The 25136-nt window shown below is 69.1% G+C and carries 25 protein-coding genes and 1 tRNA gene; 14 read left to right on the forward strand and 12 right to left on the reverse strand.

What is annotated here, in order from left to right; translation table 11 throughout:
• Positions 1-255: 255 nt before the first annotated feature.
• Complete coding sequence (locus EGT67_RS05385; RefSeq protein WP_127915026.1) at positions 256-1473, forward strand: acetyl-CoA C-acetyltransferase; 1218 nt, start codon at positions 256-258, stop codon at positions 1471-1473.
• Positions 1474-1629: 156 nt separating this feature from the next.
• Here EGT67_RS05385 and EGT67_RS05390 read toward each other — a convergent pair whose 3' ends face one another.
• Positions 1630-2484 carry a Bax inhibitor-1/YccA family protein gene (locus tag EGT67_RS05390; RefSeq protein WP_206612290.1) on the reverse strand — a complete coding sequence of 285 codons (855 nt, stop codon included), beginning with the start codon at positions 2482-2484 and terminating at the stop codon, positions 1630-1632.
• A 243-nt stretch (positions 2485-2727) separates the two neighbouring features.
• On the opposite strand from EGT67_RS05390, the gene EGT67_RS05395 reads away from it, so the two are divergent.
• Entirely contained in the window at positions 2728-3066 is a 339-nt protein-coding gene (locus EGT67_RS05395; protein ID WP_127915028.1) for a hypothetical protein, read from the forward strand.
• Between the two features lie 9 nt (positions 3067-3075).
• Here EGT67_RS05395 and EGT67_RS05400 read toward each other — a convergent pair whose 3' ends face one another.
• Positions 3076-4209: a class I SAM-dependent methyltransferase gene (locus EGT67_RS05400; protein ID WP_127915029.1), complete on the reverse strand. Its 1134-nt coding sequence runs from the start codon at positions 4207-4209 to the stop codon at positions 3076-3078.
• A 167-nt stretch (positions 4210-4376) separates the two neighbouring features.
• Between EGT67_RS05400 and EGT67_RS05405 the strand changes: the two genes are divergently transcribed.
• Positions 4377-5312, forward strand: a complete 936-nt coding sequence (locus EGT67_RS05405) for an NHL repeat-containing protein (RefSeq protein WP_164877487.1) — start codon at positions 4377-4379, stop codon at positions 5310-5312.
• A 62-nt stretch (positions 5313-5374) separates the two neighbouring features.
• Here EGT67_RS05405 and EGT67_RS05410 read toward each other — a convergent pair whose 3' ends face one another.
• From EGT67_RS05410 to EGT67_RS05420, 3 genes are read right to left on the reverse strand one after another with little or no spacing between them, the layout of a single operon-like run.
• Positions 5375-6430, reverse strand: a complete 1056-nt coding sequence (locus EGT67_RS05410; protein ID WP_127915031.1) for an alpha/beta fold hydrolase — start codon at positions 6428-6430, stop codon at positions 5375-5377.
• Positions 6431-6483: 53 nt separating this feature from the next.
• Positions 6484-7110 carry an FMN reductase gene (locus EGT67_RS05415; protein ID WP_127915032.1) on the reverse strand — a complete coding sequence of 209 codons (627 nt, stop codon included), beginning with the start codon at positions 7108-7110 and terminating at the stop codon, positions 6484-6486.
• Positions 7107-8195: an LLM class flavin-dependent oxidoreductase gene (locus EGT67_RS05420; protein WP_127915033.1), complete on the reverse strand. Its 1089-nt coding sequence runs from the start codon at positions 8193-8195 to the stop codon at positions 7107-7109. Before EGT67_RS05420 ends, EGT67_RS05415 begins: the two co-directional genes overlap by 4 nt.
• Positions 8196-8353: 158 nt before the next feature.
• On the opposite strand from EGT67_RS05420, the gene EGT67_RS05425 reads away from it, so the two are divergent.
• The 6 genes from EGT67_RS05425 (at position 8354) to EGT67_RS05450 (ending at position 13001) form a co-directional block, all read left to right on the forward strand.
• Positions 8354-9991, forward strand: coding sequence for an acyl-CoA dehydrogenase family protein (locus EGT67_RS05425; protein ID WP_127915034.1), 1638 nt, complete (start codon positions 8354-8356; stop codon positions 9989-9991).
• A gap of 42 nt (positions 9992-10033) precedes the next feature.
• The gene (locus EGT67_RS05430) at positions 10034-10534 is read left to right on the forward strand and encodes an SRPBCC family protein (RefSeq protein ID WP_164877488.1); all 501 of its coding nucleotides are present in this window, start codon (positions 10034-10036) and stop codon (positions 10532-10534) included.
• Between the two features lie 7 nt (positions 10535-10541).
• On the forward strand, positions 10542-10877 hold the full coding sequence (locus tag EGT67_RS05435) for a GNAT family N-acetyltransferase (protein ID WP_127915036.1): 336 nt from the start codon (positions 10542-10544) through the stop codon (positions 10875-10877).
• A gap of 197 nt (positions 10878-11074) precedes the next feature.
• A complete protein-coding gene (locus EGT67_RS05440) occupies positions 11075-11347 on the forward strand; it encodes a hypothetical protein (RefSeq protein ID WP_127915037.1) in 273 nt (90 codons plus the stop codon).
• A gap of 225 nt (positions 11348-11572) precedes the next feature.
• Positions 11573-11752, forward strand: coding sequence for a hypothetical protein (locus tag EGT67_RS05445; protein ID WP_127915038.1), 180 nt, complete (start codon positions 11573-11575; stop codon positions 11750-11752).
• Positions 11753-11966: 214 nt separating this feature from the next.
• Positions 11967-13001: an alpha/beta hydrolase gene (locus EGT67_RS05450; protein WP_127915039.1), complete on the forward strand. Its 1035-nt coding sequence runs from the start codon at positions 11967-11969 to the stop codon at positions 12999-13001.
• Between the two features lie 69 nt (positions 13002-13070).
• On the opposite strand, the gene EGT67_RS05455 is transcribed toward EGT67_RS05450, so the two are convergent.
• A complete protein-coding gene (locus EGT67_RS05455) occupies positions 13071-14099 on the reverse strand; it encodes a helix-turn-helix transcriptional regulator (protein ID WP_127915040.1) in 1029 nt (342 codons plus the stop codon).
• Between the two features lie 62 nt (positions 14100-14161).
• Between EGT67_RS05455 and EGT67_RS05460 the strand changes: the two genes are divergently transcribed.
• Entirely contained in the window at positions 14162-14548 is a 387-nt protein-coding gene (locus EGT67_RS05460) for a VOC family protein (RefSeq protein WP_127915041.1), read from the forward strand.
• Between the two features lie 376 nt (positions 14549-14924).
• Here EGT67_RS05460 and EGT67_RS05465 read toward each other — a convergent pair.
• The 6 genes from EGT67_RS05465 to EGT67_RS05490 all read right to left on the reverse strand — a co-directional run bounded on the left by EGT67_RS05465 (position 14925) and on the right by EGT67_RS05490 (position 19559).
• Positions 14925-14998: transfer RNA gene (locus EGT67_RS05465), tRNA-Leu, on the reverse strand.
• 76 nt (positions 14999-15074) lie between these two features.
• The gene (locus tag EGT67_RS05470; protein ID WP_127915042.1) at positions 15075-16031 is read right to left on the reverse strand and encodes a Ppx/GppA phosphatase family protein; all 957 of its coding nucleotides are present in this window, start codon (positions 16029-16031) and stop codon (positions 15075-15077) included.
• Positions 16028-16564, reverse strand: a complete 537-nt coding sequence (locus EGT67_RS05475; RefSeq protein WP_127915043.1) for a DUF501 domain-containing protein — start codon at positions 16562-16564, stop codon at positions 16028-16030. Before EGT67_RS05475 ends, EGT67_RS05470 begins: the two co-directional genes overlap by 4 nt.
• Positions 16561-16974 carry an FtsB family cell division protein gene (locus EGT67_RS25255; RefSeq protein WP_241565902.1) on the reverse strand — a complete coding sequence of 138 codons (414 nt, stop codon included), beginning with the start codon at positions 16972-16974 and terminating at the stop codon, positions 16561-16563. The genes EGT67_RS05475 and EGT67_RS25255 overlap by 4 nt, the downstream gene beginning before the upstream one ends.
• A gap of 302 nt (positions 16975-17276) precedes the next feature.
• Positions 17277-18572 (reverse strand): phosphopyruvate hydratase, encoded by a 1296-nt coding sequence (eno, locus tag EGT67_RS05485; RefSeq protein ID WP_127915045.1) that lies wholly within the window; start codon positions 18570-18572, stop codon positions 17277-17279.
• A gap of 204 nt (positions 18573-18776) precedes the next feature.
• Positions 18777-19559: a lytic transglycosylase domain-containing protein gene (locus EGT67_RS05490; RefSeq protein WP_127915308.1), complete on the reverse strand. Its 783-nt coding sequence runs from the start codon at positions 19557-19559 to the stop codon at positions 18777-18779.
• Between the two features lie 259 nt (positions 19560-19818).
• Between EGT67_RS05490 and efeU the strand changes: the two genes are divergently transcribed.
• From efeU to EGT67_RS05510, 4 genes are all read left to right on the forward strand, one after another.
• Entirely contained in the window at positions 19819-20730 is a 912-nt protein-coding gene (gene efeU / locus EGT67_RS05495; protein ID WP_127915046.1) for an iron uptake transporter permease EfeU, read from the forward strand.
• A 26-nt stretch (positions 20731-20756) separates the two neighbouring features.
• Positions 20757-21890 (forward strand): iron uptake system protein EfeO, encoded by a 1134-nt coding sequence (gene efeO / locus EGT67_RS05500; protein WP_127915047.1) that lies wholly within the window; start codon positions 20757-20759, stop codon positions 21888-21890.
• A complete protein-coding gene (gene efeB / locus EGT67_RS05505) occupies positions 21871-23187 on the forward strand; it encodes an iron uptake transporter deferrochelatase/peroxidase subunit (RefSeq protein ID WP_127915048.1) in 1317 nt (438 codons plus the stop codon). The genes efeO and efeB overlap by 20 nt, the downstream gene beginning before the upstream one ends.
• A gap of 332 nt (positions 23188-23519) precedes the next feature.
• Positions 23520-25124, forward strand: coding sequence for an ABC-F family ATP-binding cassette domain-containing protein (locus EGT67_RS05510; protein ID WP_127915049.1), 1605 nt, complete (start codon positions 23520-23522; stop codon positions 25122-25124).
• Positions 25125-25136: the final 12 nt, after the last annotated feature.

Genomic DNA, 25136 nt, shown 5'->3' on the forward strand with positions numbered 1-25136 from the left:
GCGGTCGCAGACCTTCCACCGAAGCGCACCGTCCGCGCCCGGAAGGCTCTCGCTGAGTGGGACGGACGTTCGTCACGCCACGGCGGGCGAACGCGTTCCAGAACCCAGGACGTTCCCGCTGGTCGCGAGCCCTTCGTGGCGGCGAAACCTGACTCGAGACGATCTTCCGGGCGCCTACGGGAGGCGGCCGCGTGGAGATACCGCCCCGGCAACGTAAGTTCATGGGCGAAGAGACCAACGTACGAAGGAGTTTCCATGCCCGAGGCAGTCATTGTCTCCGTTGCCCGCTCGCCCATCGGCCGCGCCGTCAAGGGCTCGCTGGCCAGCATGCGCCCGGATGACCTGGCAGCTCAGATGGTTGCCGCCGCGATCGCCAAGGTCCCCGAGCTCGATCCCGCCGAGATCGACGACCTGATGCTGGGCTGTGGTCTGCCCGGCGGCAAGGCCGGCTTCAACATGGGTCGCATCGTCGCCATCAAGCTCGGCTACGACACCCTCCCCGGCACCACGATCACCCGCTACTGCTCGTCGTCGTTGCAGACCACCCGCATGGCGCTGCACGCGATCAAGGCCGGCGAGGGCGACGTCTTCATCTCCGCCGGTGTCGAGTCGGTGTCGAGCTTCGCGGCCGGCACCTCGGACTCGCTGCCCGACACGAAGAACCCGTTCTTCGCCGAGGCGATGGAACGCACCGCCGTCGCCGCGCAGGGTGGCGTCCAGTGGAGCGACCCGCGCGAGAACGGCATCGTCCCCGACGCGTACATCGCGATGGGCCAGACTGCCGAGAACGTCGCGCAGATCACCGGCATCACCCGCGAGGACCAGGACCGCTGGGGCGTCCGCTCGCAGAACCGCGCCGAGGAGGCCATCAAGGCCGGCTTCTTCGAGCGCGAGATCACCCCCGTCACCCTGGCCGACGGCACCGTCGTCAGCACCGACGACGGCCCGCGCGCCGGCGTCACCTACGAGGCCGTCAGCCAGCTCAAGCCGGTCTTCCGCCCCGACGGCACCATCAACGCCGGCAACTGCTGCCCGCTCAACGACGGTGCTGCCGCGCTCGTCATCATGAGCGACACCAAGGCCAAGGCGCTGGGCCTGACCCCGCTCGCGCGCGTCGTCTCCACCGCCGTCTCCGGCCTGTCCCCCGAGATCATGGGCCTGGGCCCGATCGAGGCCACCAAGAAGGCCCTCGCACTCGCCGGCAAGTCGGTCAGCGACATCGACCTCTTCGAGATCAACGAGGCCTTCGCGGTGCAGGTGCTGGGCTCGGCCCGCGCGCTGAACATCGACGAGGACAAGCTGAACGTCTCCGGTGGCGCCATCGCCGTCGGCCACCCGTTCGGTATGACCGGCGCCCGCATCACCGCGACGCTGATCAACAACCTGCAGACGCACGACAAGCAGTTCGGTGTCGAGACCATGTGTGTCGGCGGCGGCCAGGGCATGGCGATGGTGCTCGAGCGCCTGAGCTGATCCTCGGCTGAAACCGCGAACGGGCGGTTACTGCGCACGGCTCCCGGCCGTTGCCGCAGTAACCGCCCGTTCTGCGTTTCGGGGGATCTCCAGGGGATACGAAAACGGGCGGCCGCCGCGTTCGCGACGACCGCCCGTTCTTCAGGCGTGGTGAGGCTAGTCGTTGTTGAAGTAGCTCAGCAGACGCAGGATCTCGACGTACAGCCAGACCAGGGTGACGGTCAGGCCGAGGGCGACGCCCCACGCGGCCTTCTCCGGCGCCTGGGCTCGGATCAGCTCGTCGGCGGCGTCGAAGTCCAGCAGGAAGCTGAACGCGGCGAGCGCGATGCACACGAGGCTGAAGATGATCGCGATGGTGCCGCCGTCGCGCAGGCCGAAGCCGCCGTCGGTGAAGAAGCTGGCGATCAGGTTGCCGATCATGAGGACCATCACGCCGATGAGGCCGCCGATGATCATGCGGGTCAGGCGCGGGGTGACGCGGATCGCGCCGGTCTTGTAGACGACGAGCATGCCGAAGAACACGCCGAACGTGCCCAGGACGGCCTGGCCGATCAGGATGGACGCGTCGACGCCGCTCTCACCGATCGTCCACGTGGTGAACATGAACGAGAACGCGCCGAGGAACAGGCCCTCACACACGGCGTAGGCGAGCACGATCGCCGGGTTGTCCATCTTTCGGCCGAACGACGCGACCATCACGAGGATGAAGCCGACGAGGCCGCCGCCGATGACGAACGGCGCCGCCAGCGACGGATTGTCGTTCGTCAGGAAGTACGAGATGATCGCCGAGATCGTCAGCACGCCCAGCGTGATGGCGGTCTTGGTGACGACGTCGTCGATCGTCATGGCCCGCTGCGGCGTCTGGTACTGCTCGGGCGCCGGGTACTGCTGGCCGTATCCGTATTCCTGGGCAACCTGCGCGGCACCTGCCTGCGCAGATCCGAATGTGGCGTAACCCCCACCCTCTTGCTTGGGCAGGTTCTTGAACACCGGGTTGCTGGTGGTGCGCACCGTGCACATCCCTTCTCGTGGTCGTCTGTCGTGCCCCGTGGGGCCCGAGTCGGCCGGTGTCGCCCGGCGTCGTTGTCCATGAAACGTCCGGCATCGCGGGGAAAGTTCCCGACGACGCGCCGAGTTGGACATTTCGGACTGTACCGGGCGTACCGCTTCAATCGCTATACGAGGATCCGACCAAACGGTATCGCCTGCCTCGACAATCCAGCAGGAAATGGCGATCCGGCCGACAATGGCGACATGGGAATCGAAGACGGATCCGACGAGACACTGAATGTCAGCGAGAGCCTCGATTCTGACGAGGTCCGCAATGCCGACGGCGACGACGTGGTCGATGCGCCCGACGAGTGGAGCGAGGCCGACCGGTTCGGCACCACCCTGCGCGAGGCCGAGCAGGGCGAGAGCCTCGACCAGCGCCTCGCCGAGGAGGAGCCGGACGTCCCGCCGTTCGGCGAGGAACGCGAAGACGACGACGAACTCCAGGGCGCCGAGATCGTCGACGGCGTCATCGTCGAGGACATCGGTCTGCACCGCGGCCAGGTCGACGGCGACGCGGCCGGCGGCGGCCCGGTGCAGTAGCCGGCCGCGCTATCGCACGCGTACGGACCGCGTGACGGTGAACTTCGCGCTGCGCCCGACCACTTCGGTCGGCCCGACGGCACGCTTCAACGCACCCTTGTAACCGAGGTGGGAGTTGTAGACGGTCCACAGCTCGCCGCCCGGGCGCAGCACCCGGCCGGCGGCGTCGAACATCTTGCCCGCACCACCGGTGTGCACGGCCGCCCCGACGTGGAACGGCGGATTGCACAAGACGAGGTCGACGCTTGCGTCGGGCAGCGACGCGATGGCGTCGTCGCGAAGCGCCCGCACCCGGTCGTCGACCCCGTTGGCCCGGGCGGTCGCCGCAGCGGATGCGACCGCAGCCGCGGACTGGTCACTCGCGACAACCGTGACGGCGGGCCGGGCCTTCGCGAGGCTGACGGCGAGGATGCCCGTGCCGCACCCGAGATCGACGGCGGTGTCGGCGTCCCGCATCCGCGGCAGGAACTCGAGTAGGAACCGCGTTCCGATGTCGAGCTTGGGGCCGGCGAACACGGCACCGTGCGCGACGACATCCAGTCCGAGTTCGTCGAGGTGTTCGGTGACGGGGAATCGCGACGACGCGGCCGGTGGCCGGGGCGTGTCGGCGATCAGCACCCGCGACTTCTGGCGGCCCAGCGTCGCCCGCACGTTCGCGAAGGACCGCCGCAGCACGTCGTTCATCGCCGGAGTGATGTGCTTGTTCCGTCCGCCCGCGTAGACGATGACGTCGGGGGCGGCGTACCGCGCGATCGTGTCGGCGATCTCGTCGAGTTCGTCGAGGCTGCGCGGCAACTGCAGCAGCACGACGCGCGCCCCGGCGAGCAGGTCCTCCCCCAGTCGGCGCGACCGGTAACGTGCGGACAATCCGGCCGCCTCCGCATTGTTCGCCAGCGCCCGCTCACCGGTGATCGGATCCTGGTGTACCCGAATGTCGTTCGCGCCGACGCGCATCGCAGCCCCGAGCGTGAGCGCGCCGTAGTGGTCGCCGATCACCGCCACCGCGCCGTCCGGCGCGGCGGCCAGGGCGTCGGCCGCCTCGTCGAGGATCAGCCGGTCGGCCGCGTCGACGGCGAACAGGTTGGGCGCCTCGACGTCGGGAAAGCGCCGCAGGTGGCTGAACAGGTCTTCGACGGAGAGCATGACGTCAAGTGTCCTCGACGCTCACGACGGTGTCCGGAGCGGGGGACGCTCGGACGAGAATCCGCGAATCACCCTTTTCCGCCATATACCGTCGCTAGGCTCCCGCCTCGAAGTCCACAAACCGAATGAGCAGGGGGAATTCGATGGCGTTGGCGAGAAAATGTGCGGTGGGAATCGCGACGACGGCGATGGCTGCGGGACTCGTCGTCTCGGGCGCGGGGACGGTGTTCGCGGCGCCCGGCTACCCACCGGCGCCCCCAGCCAACAGTTCCATGCAGTCGAGGCCGCTACTGCCCACCCTCGAGGGCGGCGCATACGCGGTCGACGGAAGCGACCTCTACGTCGCCGACACCGCACTCCACCGGGCGATCAGAATCGTTCCAGGAGTTGAGGAACCGATCACGCTGCCGTTCACGGGACTCGATTCCCCGTCCGGTATCGCCGTGGAGAACGGCAACGTCTACGTCACCGACACCGGCAACGACCGCGTGCTCGCGCTCCTGGACGGCCAGTCGACCCCGGTGCGGCTTCCGTTCGACGGACTCTCGCGTCCAGGGGCGATCGCAGTCGAGAACGGCACCGTGTACGTCGCCGACACCGGGAATCACCGAATCCTCGCGCTCCGCGCCGGAGAATCCACGCCGACAGTGCTCCCCTTCGGCGAACTCGCCGTCGGTGATCAACTCGCCGTGGACGACGGCGACGTGTACACAATCGACTCGTCCGGCAATCTCTTGGTCGAACTGCCCTCCGGCGCAACGACACCGACCGTACGGCCGTTCAAGACGAACCACACGATCACCGGGCTGGACGTGGACAACGGCGACATCTACTACTCCAGGCTCGAAACGGGCTGGGTACCCATCGCTTTCGGGTCGCTGACACAGCAGCCTCCGACCGACGGGATCGCTCAGATCCCCGAAGGGGACACCATGGGCTGGATGCTGAATTTCAGCGACTTCAGCGAGCCTGCCGTCCTCCACATCGACAACGGGCAGGGCTACCTGGTCGACGGAGTGCACGAGGCGGTGCCGCAGGTCCTGACGCCCTTCTTCCCCCTGGGACCGGCCCCAGCAAGCTCTGCTTCCCCCTTCGGAAGCTGAGGCGCGCGGCGCCTCGGCACGCCACACCGGAACGGGGTGGCGTGCCGAGGACGACAGACGTTTCAGACCGTCTCGAGCTCGCCGAGGAACGCGTCGATGTGGCGCCACGTGGTGTCCTTCGCGCCGGGTCCGGCGAGCAGGCCCAGGTGACTCCCGGGAACGTCCTCGAACCGCACCGACCGCGATCCGGGCAGGACGTCGACGATCGCGCCTACTGAGTCCGCGGTGGCGATGACGTCGTCCGTACCACCGACCGCGAGCACCGGAACGGACACCTCGGCGAGCTTGATCGTTCTGCCGCCCAGCGTGACCCGCCCCTCGAAGAGCCCGTTACCGAGCACGAACTCCTCCGCCATCTGGTAGAACAGCCGCGCCGGATAGCCGGGCATCTCGGCCATGAACCGGTCGATCGCCTCCATCCGGGCGAGAGTCTCGGTGTCGTGCAGGTTGCGGGCGACGAACCACGGCTTGAGCAACTCCCGCTGCGGGGCGGTGGCCCGGTAGCCCACCTGGACGAGCGGAGCGGGCAGCCCGCCCATCAGTCGGGTCAGTTCGGTCACCGGTCGGTGCCCGGTGACGCGGCCCACGCCGCGCGCGGCGGCCATCATCGGGATCCGTGTGTAGTCGACCGGCGTGCCGAGCACAGCGATCGACGCGATCGGCAGGTCGGGGTGCGCGGACGCGGTGAGCAGCGAGAGCGTCCCGCCGAGACTCCACCCGATGACGTCGACGGCGGCACCGTCGTGCAGTTCACTCACCCGCCGCAGCGCGTCCGGGACGATGTCGTCGATCCACTCCTCGAAGCCGAGGCCGCGGTCGGCGTAGCTCATGGTCCCGTAGTCGATGACGTACGGCGTGCGCCCCGTACCCTGCAGGTGGGCCGCGAGGCTCTGCCCGGGTCGCAGGTCGTAGCAGTGCATCGACACCGCGAGCGGCGGGACGAGCAGCACCGGTCGGCCGTCGCCGGCGGGCCCGTAGCGGTGCAGATCGCGATGCAACTCCAGGTGAATAGGCGTCGACGGCGTCCGCTCCACCGGCGCGACACCGTCACCCAGCGTCAGCCCCCACGCGTTGCGCAGCGACGCGTTCACCCATGTCCACCAGTCCGATTCCCGCACGACTCTCCCCCGCCCTGTCGACCTTCGTTGCGGGCATCTTACTGGAGAGTCAGTTACTCCGCCTGCTGTGCCAGCAACTTCTCGAACGGCACCGAGTTCGCGAACGGGTCGACAGGGCCCGCGTTCTCGCGCGACGACATCGCCTCGGCCAACTCGGCCCCGGCCCGCGCGATCCGCCGCGCCGGACCGTGATCGCCCGAACCCGCCCAGTCCTCCGACGCCGCGTAGACGGCCGTCGGCACCACGGCCGCACGCAGGTACGCGAACATCGGCCGAACGGCGTGCTCGAGCGCCAGCGAGTGCCGCGCGGTGCCGCCGGTCGCACCCAGCAGCACGGGCACACCGTCGAGCGTGCCCGGCTCGAGAACGTCGAAGAACGACTTGTACAGACCGCTGTACGAGGCGTTGAAGATCGGTGTCACCGCGATCAGGCCGTCGGACACCGCGACGCGCTCCGTCACCGCCCGCAACGCGCCGCTCGGGAAACCGGTGAGCAGGTTGTCGACGAGCGCGTGCGCGTGGTCGCGGAGTTCGACCACCTCGACGGCGGCCGCGACGCCGCGCTCGGCGAGCGCGTCCACGGTGGCCGCGGCGAGGCGGTCGGCGAGCAGCCGGCTCGACGACGGCTGCGTCAGACCCGCCGAGATCACTGTCAGTGCACGGGTTTTCGCGTCGGTCACGACAGCACCTCCGCATTCTTCCGCGCCAGCAGGCCGGCGTGGGTGGGCGCCTCGGGCACGTGCGCGGGTCGCATCGCATCCATCTCGCGCCGCAGCACCGGCACGACCTCCTCGCCGAGCAGGTCCAACTGTTCGAGCACGGTCTTCAGCGGCAGACCGGCGTGATCCATGAGGAACAGCTGACGCTGGTAGTCGCCGAAGCTCTCGCGGAACGTGAGCGTCTTGTCGATGACCTCCTGCGGGCTGCCGACGGTCAGCGGGGTCTGCTCGGTGAACTCCTCGAGCGACGGACCGTGGCCGTAGACCGGGGCGTTGTCGAAGTAGGGCCGGAACTCGCGGACGGCGTCCTGCGAGTTCTTGCGCATGAACACCTGGCCGCCGAGGCCGACGATCGCCTGGTCCGCCGCCCCGTGGCCGTAGTGCTCGTAGCGGCGGCGGTACAGGTCGATCAGCTGGATGAAGTGTTCCTTGGGCCAGAAGATGTTGTTCGCGAAGAAGCCGTCACCGTAGTAGGCGGCCTGCTCGGCGATCTCGGGGCTGCGGATCGAGCCGTGCCACACGAACGGCGGCACGTCGTCGAGCGGGCGTGGCGTCGCCGTGAACGACTGCAGCGGCGTCCGGAACTTGCCCTGCCAGTTCACGACGTCCTCGCGCCAGAGTCGGTGCAGCAGAGCATAGTTCTCGATCGCGAGCGGAATACCCTCGCGGATGTCCTTGCCGAACCACGGGTACACCGGGCCGGTGTTGCCGCGGCCGAGCATGAGGTCGACGCGGCCGTCCGCGAGATGCTGGAGCATCGCGAAGTCCTCGGCGATCTTCACCGGGTCGTTGGTGGTGATGAGCGTCGTCGACGTCGAGAGCACGATGCGCTCGGTGCGCGCGGCGATGTAGCCGAGCATGGTCGTCGGCGAGGACGGCACGAACGGCGGGTTGTGGTGCTCACCGGTGGCGAACACGTCGAGGCCCACCTCCTCGGCCTTCTCCGCGATCGCGACCATCGCCTTGATGCGCTCGGCCTCGGTCGGGGTCCGCCCGGTCGTGGGGTCCATGGTCACGTCGCCGACGGTGAAGATTCCGAACTGCATGCCCTACCTCCGAAGTATTTCAAGTTTCAACTATATGCCACGAACCCCGCCGGCCCCGCGGATATTCCCGGCGCGACCGGCGACTGCTTGACGCGTCGGCCGGGCCGTCGTTGACTGCAGTCGGAGGATCGACTGTCGCCACCGCACCAGGGGGTCGCATGAGGATCACACACCAGGTCACCAATCAGGTCCCGCCGCTCGTCGACTACGACGCGGCGAACTACCCGCCGATCCTCGAGGCCCTCCGACGCGAAGGCGCGCACGCCGCCCTCGACGACCTGCACCGCGTCGGCCGGCTCGCCGGAGGTGCGGAGGCGCAGCGGTGGGGCGACCTGGCCGAGGCCCATCCCCCGGTGCTGCACACCCACGACCGCTACGGCCACCGTATCGACGAGGTCGACTACGACCCCGCGTACCACCAACTCATGAGCACCGCCGTCGAACTGGGCCTGCACGGCGCCCCATGGGCCGATCCCGACCCGCACGCACACCTGGTCCGGGCCGCGAAGACGGCGGTGTGGGGGCAGGTGGACGCCGGCCACGGCTGCCCGATCTCGATGACCTACGCCGTCGTGCCGGCCCTGCGACACAACCTCGAACTGGCGCTGCAGTACGAGCCGCTGCTGACCGCGCGCGTCTACGACCCGACGGCGCGGCCGCCGCTCACGAAGGCCGGGCTGACCGCGGGCATGTCGATGACCGAGAAGCAGGGTGGCTCCGACGTCCGCGCCGGTACGACGCGCGCCGTCCCGCAGTCCGACGGCTCCTACCTGCTCACCGGCCACAAGTGGTTCACGTCCGCGCCGATGTCGGACATCTTCCTGGTCCTCGCGCAGGCTCCCCTGGGGCTGACGTGCTTCCTGCTCCCCCGCGTCCTGCCCGACGGCACCCGCAACGCGATGTTCCTGCAGCGACTCAAGGACAAACTCGGCAACCGGTCGAACGCGAGCAGCGAGGTGGAGTACGACGAGGCGGTCGCGTGGCGGGTCGGCGACGAGGGCCGCGGCGTCCCGACGATCATCGAGATGGTCAACATGACCCGACTGGACTGCACCATCGGCACGGCGACCGGGATGCGCGTCGGGGTCACGCAGGCCGCCCACCACGCGGTGCACCGCAGCGCGTTCGGCGCGCACCTGATCGACCAGCCCCTCATGCGGAACGTGCTCGCGGACCTGGCCGTCGAGTCGGAGGCCGCGACCACCGTCGCACTGTGGCTCGCCGCCCTCACCGACCGCGCCGGCGCCGGTGATCCGCAGGCCGCGACGCTGCGCCGCATCGCCCTCGCCGTCAGCAAGTACTACGTGTGCAAGCGCGGACCGATTCACGCCGCCGAGTCCCTGGAATGCCTGGGCGGCAACGGATATGTGGAGGAGTCGCGGATGCCGCGCCTGTACCGGGAGGCGCCGCTGCTGTCGGTGTGGGAGGGATCGGGCAACGTCGCCGCGCTCGACGTCCTGCGGGCGATGGCGCGCCGGCCCGACACGGTGGAGGCGTTCTTCGACGAACTGGACGACAGCGCCGGCGCCGACGCCCGCCTCGACGCCGCCGTGGCGGCACTGAAGGCGTCGTTCGCGGACGTCGAGAGCCTCCAGCACCGGGCCCGCCGGGTGGTCGGCGACATGGCTCTCGCCTTGCAGGGTGCGCTCCTGGTGCGCACCGGACATCCCGCGGTGGCCGACGCCTTCTGTGCGACGCGCCTGGGCGGCGACTGGGGCACCGTGTTCGGCACCCTGCCGACCGGCCTCGACCTCGCTCCGATCATCGAACGCGCGACGCCGAAGGTCGGTTCCTGAAGGAGACCTGTCATGTCCAGACCCGCGCCAGTGTGCGTATCCGTGAGCAAGGTGATCCCGGCCCGGCCGAGCACCCTGTACAACCTGATCAGTGACGTCACCCGGATGGGGGACTTCAGCCCGGAAACGGTGTCCGCGCGCTGGCTCGACGACGCCCGCGGACCGCGCATCGGGGCCCGGTTCGAGGGCACGAACCGGATCGGACGGGCACGCTGGTCGACCGAGCCGGAGGTCGTCAGCGCAGAGCCTGGGCAGCGCTTCGCGTTCCGGGTACCCGGGCGAGCGGGCGCGTTGTGGACGTACACCTTCGAACGGACCGCGGGTGGCAGCACTCTGGTGACCGAGTCGATGCAGCAGGGAGTTCCGTCACCGTTGCCCGTCCGGATCCTCCAGCGCCTGACGGGGGTGACCGATCGCGCCGAGCATCTGAGGCAGGGAATGACGACGACGCTGGACCGACTCGGCGACGAGGCAGTCACGCACGAGCGTCGGGTACGCGGCGACGACCCCAACGGTCGCGCGGGGAGACCATCCACGTCATAGTGGGATCATGAGCGACGAACTGGACGCACAACCCGAGGTCCACTCCGACAGCCGGCGCTACGAGATCCGCGTCGGAAATGAAACCGCAGGTTTCACCGAGTTCGTCGACAGTGGCGACCAGCGCATCTTCTTCCACACCGAGATCGACGAACGCTTCTCCGGCCGGGGCCTGGCGAGCACGCTGATCCGGGCAGCGCTCGAGGACACCACGGCCCACGCCAAACGAATCGTCCCGATCTGCCCGTTCGTGGCCGGATTCCTGGAGAAGCACGACGACTTCGCCGACCACGTCGATCCGGTCACTGCGGAGGCGAAGCGCACAGTCCGCGAATCGCAGGTCTGACGTCACCCGACCGGGTACCGCAGACCGTGTCTTCCCATCGGCCCGGATTGTGGTGTTGCTCTCCAGGCCCTGGAGGCCATCCGCCGTCGGCCCCTACGCTGGGAGCCGGGCCGCTTCCCACAAGGGAGCCGCCGTTCGCGTTCGGATTCCGCAACCCAGAATCCAGGATGGTGAAGAAGACATTGCCGCACAGAATTGTGCCCAACACGGAGGTGAGCCCCGAGTACACCGGGCCCGATTTCCTCACCTCGCAGTTGCCTCCGTCGAGTCGCCCGGGGCACACCGCGTGCGACGTGGGTTCCGGCGAACCCGCACGGAAGCGTCGATTCCCGGGCAAATTCACGCTCGCGACCTCGGCCGGCCTGCTGCCCGCCGTCGTCGACATGGCGGTGACCGGAACCCCGACCGAGGGCATCGTCGTCGGGGGCCTGTCCGCGCTGGCGGTCGGTGTCGCCGCGGTCGCGATCTGACCGGAGCCATCCGGGCGCACCGCTTCACCCGAACATCTCCAGTGGCACCGCCACGACCGCTTCCGGGCCCCTACGATGGACGTACAGCAGCGATGCACGCTCGACCGATTGCGTCCCGCTGCGGCGAGCGCATCGCGACGGCCACGAAGGATCGGACCGATGACACAGGAGCACGCCCGAGGACGGGGCGCGACCAGCGGATTACGCCTTCTCACAAAGGTTCTCGTGACAGCCATGTTCGCGACACTGCCGATCGCCGTCTCCGCGGCCCCCGCAGCCGCCGACACCGTCCACGCAGTCACAGGCCCCACGGTGGCGGCCACGCAGCAGGCGGGCGCCAACTACGACGCCCCGTGCCGACGCTGGCAGAACCCACAGGCATACGGACACTGGCACTGCCGGTAGGAGCGCCGCCCCTCCCGCACAGCAGCATCGAAAAGGAATGAAATGGTGGGTGAATTCCTGCACCAGAATCCCTGATCGGGACATTTGAGACTCTCCGGGCCGGTAATCTGCGGCCGCTATCGCCAGGCCGAGGAGGACGCCGGTGCCGAATCGGCACGCGCACGAATCGTCAGCATTGCGCGTGATGTTTCGAGTTGCACCGGAGGACGTTCACATGAGGAATTCGCAGGTCGGGCGGGCGCGGGTTCTTGCCGCCGCCGTCGTGGTATCCGCGGCATCACTGCTCGCGGTACCGGCGACCGCATTCGCCGACACTCGCGCCACGGCCGCGGCAGACGTCTCCGGCGCCTATCTCGTCGACACGACGAAGAACTCCGACCGCAAGGTCACCATCTCGGTGTTCTCGCCGGCGATGGGCCGCAACATCCCCCTCGAGGTCATCCTCCCCGCGGACACCAGTGAGCCGCGGCCGACGCTGTACCTGCTGAACGGTGCCGGCGGCGGCGAGGACTCGGCCACCTGGCAGCGCAGGACCGACGTCATGGACTTCTTCGAGGACAAGAACGTCAACGTCGTCACCCCGCTCGAGGGCGCCTTCAGCTACTACACCGACTGGCAGAAGGACGATCCGAAACTGGGCCGCCAGAAGTGGCAGACGTTCCTGCTCGAGGAACTCCCGCCGGTCATCGACAAAGAGTTCGGCACCAACAAGGTGCAGTCCGTCGCCGCGATCTCCATGACGGCCACCTCGGTGCTCAACCTGGCGATCGCCAAGCCCGGCTTCTACAGGGCCGTCGGCTCGTACAGCGGATGTGCCGAGACCAGCACCCTGATCGGCCAGAACGCGATCCAGATCGTCACCGGTATCCGCGGCGGCGCCGACATCACCAACATGTGGGGCCCACTCGACGGACCGGGCTGGGTCGAGAACGATCCCGTCGTCAACGCCGAAAAGCTCCGTGGCACAGAGCTCTACATCACCACGGCCTCCGGCCTGCCCGGCCCGCACGAGACGCTCGACGGCCCCGGGATCGACGGTCAGCCGAATGTGCTCGCCGACCGGGTGATGGGCGGCGGCGTGATCGAGTTGGTCACCAACTACTGCACCCGCAACCTCGCCAACCGTCTCGCCGACCTGCAGATCCCCGCCACCTTCGATTTCAAGCCCACCGGGACGCACACGTGGGGCTACTGGCAGGACGACCTGCACAACTCCTGGCCGGTCATCGCCCGGTCCATGGGAATCTAGGCCGACACCTCAGCCGCAGAAGGGCCGGTGGCAGGTCGGAGAACGGCACCCCCACGCGAAAGGCGTCCTTCAGTTCGACAGCTTGCTGCTCTGATCACTGGATCGCAATGCTCGTTCCGATGCCATTGTCCCGCTTTGGGGTTCGCTGTGCGTGTTGTGTTCGCAGAGTTGACGGGCATGGTGCAGCAGGGCTTGTCGCACTGGATCCGGTGACAGGACCCGCAGGGGTGTGGCGAGGCCGAGGAGGTACTTCGCAAGCCCGTCCGCGTCGGGGCCGCCGATGTCGACGATCGTGGCATGGGGGCCTTCGGGATGGTGGGTACCGACCGTCGATGGGATCAACCGCAGCGCATCGCCCATGGGGAGCGGCAGGCGGATTCTTGCGAGGAGGGGGTAAGGCCCGGTCGCGACGGAGCGAGAGACGAGCAGCGCCGGGTCGGGTGGGTCGATGAGTTCCACCGGCTGCCCTGTGGGCCGTACTCGGTCCACCCTGTCGGCGCGGAAGGTCCGCCATTCGCCTCGAGCAACATCTCTGGCGACGAAATACCACCGGCGTTCGGTGTGAACGAGGCGGTACGGGTCGACGCAACGGTCTGTCGCATTCCCCTTCCAGTCGCGGTACGAGAGTTGGGCGCGTTCGCCGCGCCGGCAGGTGACGGCCAGTTGCAGCAGCATGTCGGGCGTGATCTGCGGCTCGTCGGGCCTGGGGGTGTGGACGACGGTGGCGTCGATCTCGCCCAGTCGGTCCGCGATCCGTTGCGGAAGAATCTGCCGCAGTTTCACTAGTGCGGACAGTGCGGCCTGGTGGCCGCCGAGAGCGCCGCTCACGGCGGCCTCGCGCAGTCCGACAGCCACAGCGAGTGCTTCGTTGTCGTCGAGGATCAGCGGCGGCATCCGAGTTCCGGCGCCGAGGCGATAGCCGCCCCAGGGTCCGGGGTCGGAGTCGATGGTGTAGTCGAGTTGCCGGAGCTTGGCGATGTCCCGCCGCACTGTGCGATCGGTGACGGCCATCCGGTCGGCTAGCTCACCGCAGGTCCACGACGGCCGGGCGGCCAGTAACGACACCAATTGCAGCAGGCGGGCGGACGTGTTGATCACTTTCCGGAGTGTTCCACAACCAGGACCAAAACTGTCCTGGACTCGTCCTAGTGTCCCTCTCCATGAGCACAGACACCACCTCCGCACCTGCGTTCCGCTACTCGGCCGTCACATTCGACTGCCCGGAGCCCACCGAACTGGCCCGCTTCTACGGCGAAGCGCTCGGCCTGCCCGTAGTCTTCTCCACTGACGACTTCGTCCTGCTCGGCCAAGCCGGCGCGGCCGGGCTGGGATTCAACCGGTTGACCGACTATCGCCGCCCCACCTGGCCGGACCCCTCGCAGGAAAAGCAGGCCCATATCGAACTAGGCGTAGACGATCTGGAAGCCGCTGAAGCCCGACTGCTCGCCATGGGGGCCGCCAAGCCCGAGTTCCAGCCGGATCCCGACCGGTGGCGGGTCCTACTCGATCCCGCAGGCCATCCCTTCTGCATCTCCACCCTGGTGTGAGCGGCCGGTCGACGAACGGCCACGACCCGCGCCGGTAGGGAGATGTTTCATCCAAATATCAAACAGTGCAACCGATTACGTCGACTACATCCAGGACGCGAACATCAAGACCCATGGGGACACGTGTTCGACAGCAGTGGCATCGTCGACGGCGTTCACCGGCGGAGGGAAGCCGGCGCAAGCGCGGATTCGATGGGAGGACGCTGTCGATTCCGCACTCGTCGACGGGGAACCGATCGTGGCGGCGCGAATTCACCGTCTACGGCCGATGGTCCGAGGGGCGCTCGATGGCGATATCGGCACGGGTGCTGCACGTTTGCTGCACGCCGAGGTGAGTGAACACGGCACCGCCACCTCCGTTACCGGTAGGTGGCGGTGCCCCCAGTGGGACTCGAACCCACACTCGGCGGATTTTAAGTCCGCTGCCTCTGCCAATTGGGCTATGGGGGCCCACCACCGGCCCGACTCCGGTGGCCCACGACCGTGGAACTCAGAACAGTGTAGGCGGAACTAATAGTGAGCTAATTCACGACCCGCCCAGTGGGACTGACATTGCGATTCCGTCGAGAATGTCGTGCTCGCTCACGACGAGTTCGCCGATGCCGGCGCGGCGCGAGAGTTCGTCCGCCAGAACGGCCGTGACGATCGCGCCGCCTCCGATCACGTCGACCCGACCCGGGTGCATGGGGCCGAGCGCCGCGCGCTCGTCGTGCGTCATCGTCACGAGACGGTGCGCGACGTCGTGCAACTGGGCGAGGCTGAGCCTCGACAGGTGCACGCGGTCGGCGTCGTACTCCGGCAGGTTCTGTGCGACGGCCGACAGCGTCGTCATCGTCCCGGCGACCCCGACCCAGGTGCGCGCCTGCTCGACGGGCACACGGGCGAACGCCTCCGCGAGCCGTTCGGCCGCGAATTCGCGTGCCGCAGAGACCTGCTCGTCGGTCGGCGGGTCGTCGTGCAGGCACCGCTCGGTGACCCGCACGCAGCCGACGTCGGTGGAGTACGCGGCGTGGACGCCGGCGTCGTCGCCCAGGACGACCTCGGTGGACCCGCCGCCGAGGTCGACCACCACGAACGGACCCTCCGCGGCGTCGAGTTCGCCGACGGCGCCGGCGAACGACAGTCGCGCCTCCTCGTCTCCGGTGATGACCTCCGCCTCGGCGCCGGGGATCACGGCCCCCAGCACCTCGCGGGTCATCGCGAAGAAGTCTTCCCGGTTCGCGGCGTCGCGGGTGGCCGACGTCGCGACCATCCGCACGGCCGTCGCGCCGGTCTCGCGGATGATGTCGGCGTACTCGGCGAGCGCCACGCGGGTGCGCTCGATCGCCTCGGGAGCGAAGGCGCCGTTGGCGTCGACCCCCTGCCCGAGGCGCACGATCCGCATCAGCCGGGTCACATCCGTGAGCCGCCCGTGCTCGTCGGCGTCCGCGACGAGCAGTCGGATCGAGTTGGTACCGCAGTCGATCGCGGCGACCCTGGTCACTCGTCGTCCCCGGTGTCGGCCGGCCCCTGGTACTCGGGCCAGTCGGCGGGAATCGCGGTGCCACGGAGCTTCCCACGCGCGGCGAGGGAGACGGACTCGTCACCGAACGGGTTGACGCCCGGCCCCTTCGCGAGGGCATGGGCCATCAGAACGTGCAGGCACTTCACCCGGTCCGGCATGCCTCCACCGGTGAAATCTGTTCCCAGGGAATCGATCTCGTTGCGCTCCGCGAGGTAGGACTCGTGCGCGGCGCGGTAGGCGGCCGCGAGTTCCGGGTCGGTGCCCAGACGCTCGGTCATCTCGCGCATCACACCGGCCGACTCCTGACGGCTCGCCTCGGCGGTCAGGCGCGGGTCCGTCAAGTAGTAGAGGGTGGGGAACGGCGTGCCGTCCGGGAGCCGGGGGGCGGTCTTCACGACACCGGGCTGGCCGTCCGGGCTGCGGTACGCGATCTCGAGCACTCCGCGCGGGACACGACCCAGCTGGGCCTCCACCGCGTCGAGGTCTTCCTGGGGGACGGACGATTCGCTCACCCGGTGGGTACTCCTGGTTCTTCTGGTGCGGGAGCCGGCGCCACGGGGGCCGCCGGCGGTGCATCTGATCGAGGCTCGGTGGTGGGCGGCGGCTCGGTGAGCCGCTGCCACAGATCACTGTGCCAGGCGCCGGTGGACGGCGGCGGGGGCGGTGCGTCCTCCTCCGGCGGCTTGTAGTCGCCGGGCAGCTGCACCTTGTACGGCGTCTCCCCCGGACGCACCAGGCCCAGTCGCTCGCGGCCCTGCGAGGCGATCCACGCGGGATCGTCGATCTGTTCCTTCTGACGCTGCAGCTCCGCGAGCTGCTGTTCGAGCTCCAGCTGCTCGGAGGCCAGGCGATCGGCCTCGGAACGCTGGGTCAGGTAGGTGCGCAGCGGCACCGCGAGGGTGAGCGCCAACGCGCAGATCACCACTCCGAGAATGACGGCTCGCCCGGTCGAGAGCCCGAAGAAGGTGCGCTCGGCCCTGGCCGGAGCCGATCCCCGCCCCGTGCCGCGCGTCGCGCGGGCACGGGACGAGGACGCTGCGGCGGTTCCGCGTCCGCCGGCCGCCCCGGGTTCCCCCGGGGCGGCCGCCTGGAAGCGGTCGGTAGCTGCGGCGGGCCCGCCGGACCGGCTCCGCCGGGGGCGACGCGGCCCCTGGTCCGACCCGGCACCGCGGCGCGCGGGACGCCCACCGGGGCGACCCGACCGCGACCTACCGCGCTGGTTCATCAGCTGGCGGCACCCTCGAACACGAAGCGCGGGAAGGCCAGCTCGCCGGCGTAGCGGGCGGCGTCGCCGAGGCTCTCCTCGATGCGCAGCAGCTGGTTGTACTTCGCGACGCGCTCGCTGCGAGCGGGCGCACCGGTCTTGATCTGGCCGCTGCCGACCGCGACGGCCAGATCGGCGATCGTGGTGTCCTCGGTCTCGCCCGAGCGGTGGCTCATCATCGTCTTGTAGCCGCTGCGGTGCGCCAGGTCGACGGCGTCCAGCGTCTCGGTGAGCGTGCCGATCTGGTTGACCTTCACCAGCAGAGCGTTGGCGGCACCCTTGACGATGCCCTCCTCGAGGCGCTCCGGGTTGGTGACGAACAGGTCGTCACCGACGAGCTGGATCTTGTTGCCGATCTGCTCGGTGAGCGCGACCCAGCCGGCCCAGTCGTCCTCGCTCAGCGGATCCTCGATGGAGACCAGCGGGTACTGACCCAGCAGCTCGGCGTAGAACGCACCCATCTCCTCGGCGGTGCGGATCTTGCCCTCGAACTTGTAGCCGCTGCCCTCGGTGTAGAACTCGGTGGCCGCGACGTCGAGCGCCAGCGCGATGTCGGAGCCCAGCTTGAGGCCGGTCTTCGCGATGGCCTCGCTGATCAGGTCCAGCGCCTGGACGGTGCCGGCGACGTCGGGGGCGAAACCGCCCTCGTCACCGAGACCGGTGGACAGGCCCTTCTGCTTCAGGACGGCCTTGAGCGAGTGGTACACCTCGGCACCCCAGCGCAGCGACTCCTTGAAGGTGGGCGCACCGATCGGCGCGACCATGAACTCCTGGACGTCGACGCCGGTGTCGGCGTGGGCGCCACCGTTGAGGATGTTCATCATCGGGACCGGCAGCACGTGCGCGTTGGGGCCACCGACGTAGCGGAACAGCTCCAGGCCCGAGCTCTCGGCGCCGGCGCGGGCGACGGCGAGCGACGCGCCGAGCAGTGCGTTCGCACCGAGGCGGGACTTGTCCGGGGTGCCGTCGGCGTCCAGCAGAGCCTGGTCGACGGTGCGCTGCTCGGTGGCATCGAGGCCGATGATGGCCGGCGCGATCTCGCCGAGCACGGACTCGACGGCCTTCTGGACACCCTTGCCCAGGTAGCGGTCGCCGCCGTCACGCAGCTCGACGGCCTCGTGCTCACCGGTGGAGGCACCGGAGGGAACGGCGGCGCGGGCGAAGCTGCCGTCCTCGAGCAGCACCTCGACCTCCACCGTGGGGTTGCCACGGGAATCGAGGATCTCGCGAGCTCCTACCTGCTCAATGATGGCCACGAATGGTTCTCCTTCGGCGGCTTCGTTCGACTGCTTCCGGGCGGACAGTGCCGGTCCGGACAGACAGCGTCTGGGTTGTCTACGGGCGGGCGGCGGCAGCGAGCCACCGGTTGTCGGCGGCCGGAAGCCGCCGGAAGCATAGTGCCAGGTCTGAGCCTAACCGGAGTAACCGACTCCCGCGCCGAGGCGCGCGTGTCACACCGGTCACCGCCGGACGCCCACCGAGTACGCGGCGGCGCGGTCCCGCACGTCCATGAGGTACTCGCCGGACAGGTTGTAGGCCATCAGGGCGGTGCGCCACCCGTCCTCGGTGGTGAGGTCGCCGCCGCGCGCACACAGGTAGCGCGCCGCGGTGAGGGCCGCGTCGTCGATGTTGTCCGGGTCGGCGGCGCCGTCGCCGTTCGCGTCGACGCCCCAGCGTTTCCACGTCTCCGGGATGAACTGCAGCGGCCCCATCGCCCGATCGTGGGTGGCATCGCCGTCCATCCCACCGCCGTCCGTGTCGGGGATCTCCGCGACACCGGGCGACCCGTCGAGCGGAATCCCCCGGATGGGCGGGCTCACCAATCCGTCGTCCGCCACCCGCGAGCCGCCGTGGGTGCCGTGCTTGCTCTCGACGGCGGCGATGCCGGCGAGGGTCGTCCACCCGATCCCGCAGTCGGGCCGGGACGCGGCCATCACCGCGGCCGCGTACCCGTAGGCCTCGAGGGCGGTGGACGAGATCGCGAGGCTGTCGGACAGCGGCGCCGCCCACCCCGCCAACTGCGTCGCGGTCCGGCCCGGTGCGTCGACGTCGATCGGCGGCAGCGGCGCGCCGGGCCCGGGAGGAATGCCCTCGGGGATCTCGATGCGCGGTTGGCGCTGGTCGAATTCGTCCAGCCCCGAAGAGACCGTGACGGCCGCGACCGCCACCAGGGTCGCCGACGTCACGACGAGGAAGGTCCGGAATCGGCGCCGCGGGCGGCGCGGAAACGGATCCGGCGGCATGGCTGCCGTGCTCGTCCGGGGAGCCCCGCTCCGGGTCGCGGCTTGTCTCGTCACGGCGTCCATCATCCAGACCGCGCGGTCGTGACGCTTGCCGATATCGGGACCAAAGCCCCATTCCAGACAAAAAAGACCAGGCAGGGGGAGTTTTTCTAGCGATCTTAGGGAATGCTACGTTCACCGAAGGCCCTTCCAGGTTTGCCTTGCCTTCCCTCATGACGAGGAGACCGGGCCGTCCCGACTCGTCCCAGGAGCACATGCCGTGTCAGTCCTCGCCGCCGGCGCCGACGCGCCCTCCATCGCCACCCAGTTGTTCGGCAGCGGTCTGATCGGCGTCCGTGAGGGGCTCGAGGCCGGCATCGTCGTGATGGTCCTCGTCGCGTTCCTCGTCAAGTCCGGCCGGCGTGACGCGCTCAAGTGGGTGTGGATCGGTGTCGGCGCCGCGGTCGCGATGGTGGCCGTGATCTTCGGCGTCATCCACTTCGGCACCTCCACGGTCACCGGCACCGCCGCCGAACTGATCAGCGGCCTGGCGTCCCTCGTCGCCGTCGCGATCGTCACCGCGATGGTGCTGTGGATGCGCACCGCCGCGGCGTCGATCTCGGGTCAGTTGCGCGCCGGGCTGGACCGCGCACTGGCCGTCGGGCCGGCCGCTGTCGTGATGCTGGCCTTCTTCGCCGTCGGCCGCGAGGGCGTCGAGACCGCGCTGCTGCTGGTCGGATACGCGGAGAACACCGCCGGCAGCGCGTGGCCGCTCGTCGGGCTGCTGCTCGGCATCGTCGTCGCCGCCGTGCTCACCGTGCTGCTGTACGTCGGCGCCGTGCGGATCGACTTCGTCCGGTTCTTCCGCTACACCGGCGCCTTCCTCGTCGTCGTGGCGGCGGGCATCCTCGCCTACGGCGTCCGCGCGCTTCAGATCGCCGGCTGGCTGCCGGGCGGCTCCACGCTCGCGTTCGACGCCTCGTCCGTGTTCGACACCTCCAGCTGGTACGGCACCGTGCTGCAGGGCATCTTCAACTTCCGCCCGGACCCGACGGTGCTGCAGCTCGTCGCGTGGATCGCGTACCTCGCGATCGTGATGCCGCTGTTCCTGCGCCCCGCCAAGGCCAAGGCCGATGCCGCCGCGCCGCGCCCCGAATCGGGCAGCACCGACACCTCCGTCACCGTTTCCTGAGCACCGTTTCCCGAAAGGTTCCGCCCGTGCGTCGTACCACCTCCGCGCTCGCCCTCCTGGCGATCGCTCCGCTCGCTCTCGCGGCGTGCACGTCCAAGTCCGCCGCCGGCGCCGAGGCCATCACGGTGACCGCCACCGACACGACGTGCGAGATCTCCGGGACCACCGGCGAGACCGGCAACACCACGTTCTCCATCACCAACAACGGTTCCAAGGTCACCGAGTTCTACGTCTTCGGCGACGGCGACCGCGTGATGGGCGAGGTCGAGAACGTCGGCCCCGGCCTGACCCGTCAGCTGATCGTCAACCTCGCCGAGGCCGGGACGTACCACACGGCGTGCAAGCCGGGCATGGTCGGCGACGGCATCCGCAGCGAGTTCACCGTCACCGGCGACTCCGTGGTCGCGACCGACCAGGACAGCCGCCTCGCGGAGGCCGCGGCCGGCTACAAGCGCTACGTCGACAGCCAGATCACCGCGCTGCAGGAGACCGCGGGCGCGTTCGTGGCCGCGATCAAGGCCGGGGACATCGCCGCCGCCAAGGCCCAGTACCCGCTGACCCGCACCTACTACGAGCGCATCGAGCCGATCGCCGAGAGCTTCCCGAACGATCTCGACCCGCGCATCGACCTTCGCGAGGTCGACGTCGAACCCGGCTGGCACTGGACCGGTTTCCACCGGCTCGAGAAGGACCTGTGGGTGCAGGGGCTGCAGCCCGACACCAACGCGATCGCCGACCAGCTGCAGGCCGACCTCCAGGAACTGATCGACGGCGTGTCCGCCCCGGACTTCGAGGTCGACCCGATCCAGGTGGCCGGTGGCGCGCAGACGCTGCTCGACGAGATCGCGCGCACCAAGATCACCGGCGAGGAGGACATCTTCTCGCACACCGATCTCTACGACTTCCAGGCCAACGCCGACGGCTCGCAGGCCGCGATCGCGTCGGTGCGGCCGATCCTCGAGGAGCGCAACCCCGAGCTCGCGGCGCGCATCGATCAGCGTTTCGCCGACCTCGACGCGGAACTCGCGCAGTACCGCCGGGGCGACGGGTTCGTCTCGTACGACACGGTGACCGAGCCGCAGCGGCAGGCCCTGTCGCAGAAGATCGACGCGTTGTCCGCCGAAGTGAGCCAGGTGCAGGGTGTCATCGCAGGACAGTAGTCAGCACGGCAGCAACGACGCGGCCGGCGACGCCCGGCCCGAGCCACGTCCGGGCCTGTCCCGCCGGCGCCTCTTCGGCGCCGTCGGGGCCGGCGCGGTGCTCGCCGGCGCGGGCGTCGCGGTGGGGCGCCTGACCGCCCCCGAGGCCGCGGCGTCGACCTCCGAGGTGGTGCCGTTCCGGGGCACCCATCAGGCTGGAATCGTCACGCCCGCACAGGATCGCATGCACTTCGTCGCCTTCGATGTCATCACCGATTCGCGTGACGAGCTGATCGCGATGCTGAAGAAGTGGACCGAGATGGCCGCGCGGATGACCGCCGGCGACGAGGCCACCGAGGACGGCGCGACCGGGGCCGGCGAATACAACCCGCCCAGTGACACCGGCGAGGCACTGGACCTGCACGCGTCGAAGCTGACGCTCACGATCGGGTTCGGGCCGTCGCTGTTCGGCGTCGACGGCAAGGACCGGTTCGGCATCGCCGGCAAGAAGCCCGCGGCGCTGGTCGATCTGCCGAAGTTCACCGGCGATGCCCTCGAGCCCGCGCGCTCGGGCGGCGACATCGCGATCCAGGCGTGCGCCGACGACCCGCAGGTCGCGGTGCACGCGGTGCGCAACCTCGCCCGCGTCGGCTTCGGCGTGGTCGCCGTCCGCTGGTCGCAGCTCGGGTTCGGCCGCACGTCGTCGACCTCGACGAGCCAGACGACGCCGCGAAACCTGTTCGGGTTCAAGGACGGAACGCGCAACATCAAGGCCGAGGACCCGGCCGCACTGTCGGAGTTCGTGTGGGTGGACCCGCAGGACGACCAGGCCTGGATGGCCGGTGGCTCGTACCTCGTGGCCCGGCGCATCCGGATGCTCATCGAGCCGTGGGACCGCACCACCCTGCACGAGCAGGAGCGGGTGTTCGGGCGCAGCAAGGGCAGCGGCGCCCCGCTCGGCCGCAAGGACGAGTTCGACGACCTGCAACTCGACGCCAAGGGCGCCGGCGGCAAGCCGGTGATCGACAAGGACGCGCACGTACGCCTCGCGTCGGCCGAGGAGCTGAACGGCATCCAGATCCTGCGCCGCGGCTACAACTTCACCGACGGCACGGACGGATTCGGTCACCTCGACGCCGGACTGTTCTTCATCGCGTACTGCCGCGACCCGCAGAAGCAGTTCGTACCGATGCAGCAGAACCTCGCCCGCAACGACGCGCTCAACGAGTACATCAAGCACGTCGGCTCCGCGGTGTTCGCCGTGCCGCCGGGCGTCGGCGACGGCGGCTACTGGGGGTCGACACTGTTCGAGGCGTGACCCGGCGCGAGGCTGATAGAGTGCCGGCCATGGATATCGAGGTCGACAGAATCTAGCCACCGGACTGCCGGTGGCTTTGCCGATCCGGCGCGGACCGCGCCTCGGCGAACGACCCCTACCCTTTTCGGGCTCCACCCCGCATGTCCGCCTCGCGCCGATCACGTCTCCCGCGTGCACAGCGATGTCGACCTTCCCGGCGAACGCATGCCTTCCGGCACGCAGCCACGTTCCGGGTTCCCGGCGCCTTCGCACGCCTGCTCGACGACTTCTCGTGATCGGTCCGTCCTTCAGCACCGCTGATCAGCAACCTTTCACGAAAGGGACGGCAACGCATGAGTGCCTCCGCAATCACTTTGAGAGACATCACCTTCGAATGGCCTGACGGTACGGTCGCCCTCGACCGCGTGAGCGGCACCTTCACCGCGGGTCGCACCGGACTCGTCGGCCGGAACGGAGCAGGCAAGTCCACGCTGCTGCGACTGATCGCCGGACTGCTGCGGCCCACGTCGGGTCGGATCGACCGTGTGGGTGAGGTCGGATACCTACCGCAGACGCTGACTCTGCGGAAGGACTCGACGGTCGCCGAACTCCTCGGCATCGACGGGATCATCGGAGCACTCCGGGCGATCGAGTCCGGCGATGTCGCGGCACACCACTTCGACACGGTCGGCGACGACTGGGACATCGAGGCGCGCGCCGACGAAGCACTGCACGACATAGGCTTCACCGCCGCAGACCTCGGCCGCCGCGTCGACACCGTCTCCGGAGGCGAGGCGATGCTCATCGGCATCACCGGCCTGCGGGTCCGCCGCACCCCGATCACCCTGCTCGACGAACCCACGAACAACCTCGACCGCCGCACCCGCGCGCGTCTCGCGGAGATGGTCGACGACTGGACCGGCACTCTCGTCGTCGTCAGTCACGACCTGGAACTGCTCGAACACATGGATCACACCGCCGAGTTGCACGCCGGGCGTCTGGATGTCTTCGGCGGTCCGTACAGCGCGTGGAAGGCATACCTCGAGCAGGAACAGGCCGCGGCGGTCCAGGCCGCCCGCTCGGCCCAGCAGGCACTGAAGGTCGAGAAGCGCCAGAGGATCGAAGCCGAGACCAAGTTGGCACGCCGCGAACGCACGGCGAAGAAGACCCAGAAGGACGGCGGGATCCCCAAGATCCTGGCAGGGAATCGAGCCAGCAAGGCTCAGGCGTCCGCGGGGTCGATGCGCTCGACGCTCGAGGCCAAGGTCGAGGCCGCGCAGGCCGCCGTCGATGCCGCGGACTCGCGCGTGCGAGAGGACGAACACCTCCACCTCGTGCTGCCCGATCCGGACGTGCCACGGAGCCGACGCCTCGTCGAGTTCCGCGACGGAGACCGCACCGTCGTCGTCCAGGGCCCGGAACGCGTCGCGCTCGTCGGCCCCAACGGGGCCGGCAAGTCCACCCTGCTCGAGCATCTCGTCCACGGCACCGTCGGCGACGAGGATCGGGTGCGCGGCGTGCTACTCACCGAACGAGTCGGCTACCTCCCGCAGCGACTGGACAACCTCGACGAGGCCAGGAGCGCGCTCGAGAACGTGCAGGAGGTCGCGCCCGGCACGCCCGCCGGCACGATCCGCAACCAACTCGCCCGACTGCTGATCCGTGGCAGTGCTGCCGACCGGCCCGTCGCGACGCTCTCCGGCGGAGAACGCTTCCGCGTCTCACTCGCCAAGCTGCTCCTGGCGGACCCGCCCGCACAACTGCTGATCCTCGACGAGCCGACGAACAACCTCGACATCACCAGCGTCGAGCAACTCGCCGAGGCGCTCGACGCCTACGGTGGCGCGATGCTGATCGTCAGCCACGACTACGAGTTCCTGCGCAAGGTCGGGATCGATGTCACCGTCGAACTCGACGAGGACGGACGGATCTGCACCGATTCGCAACTGGCGCAATAGCTGACGCCCGGC

It is taken from the genome of Prescottella agglutinans, from assembly GCF_004011865.1.
Taxonomy (GTDB): Bacteria; Actinomycetota; Actinomycetes; order Mycobacteriales; family Mycobacteriaceae; genus Prescottella; species Prescottella agglutinans.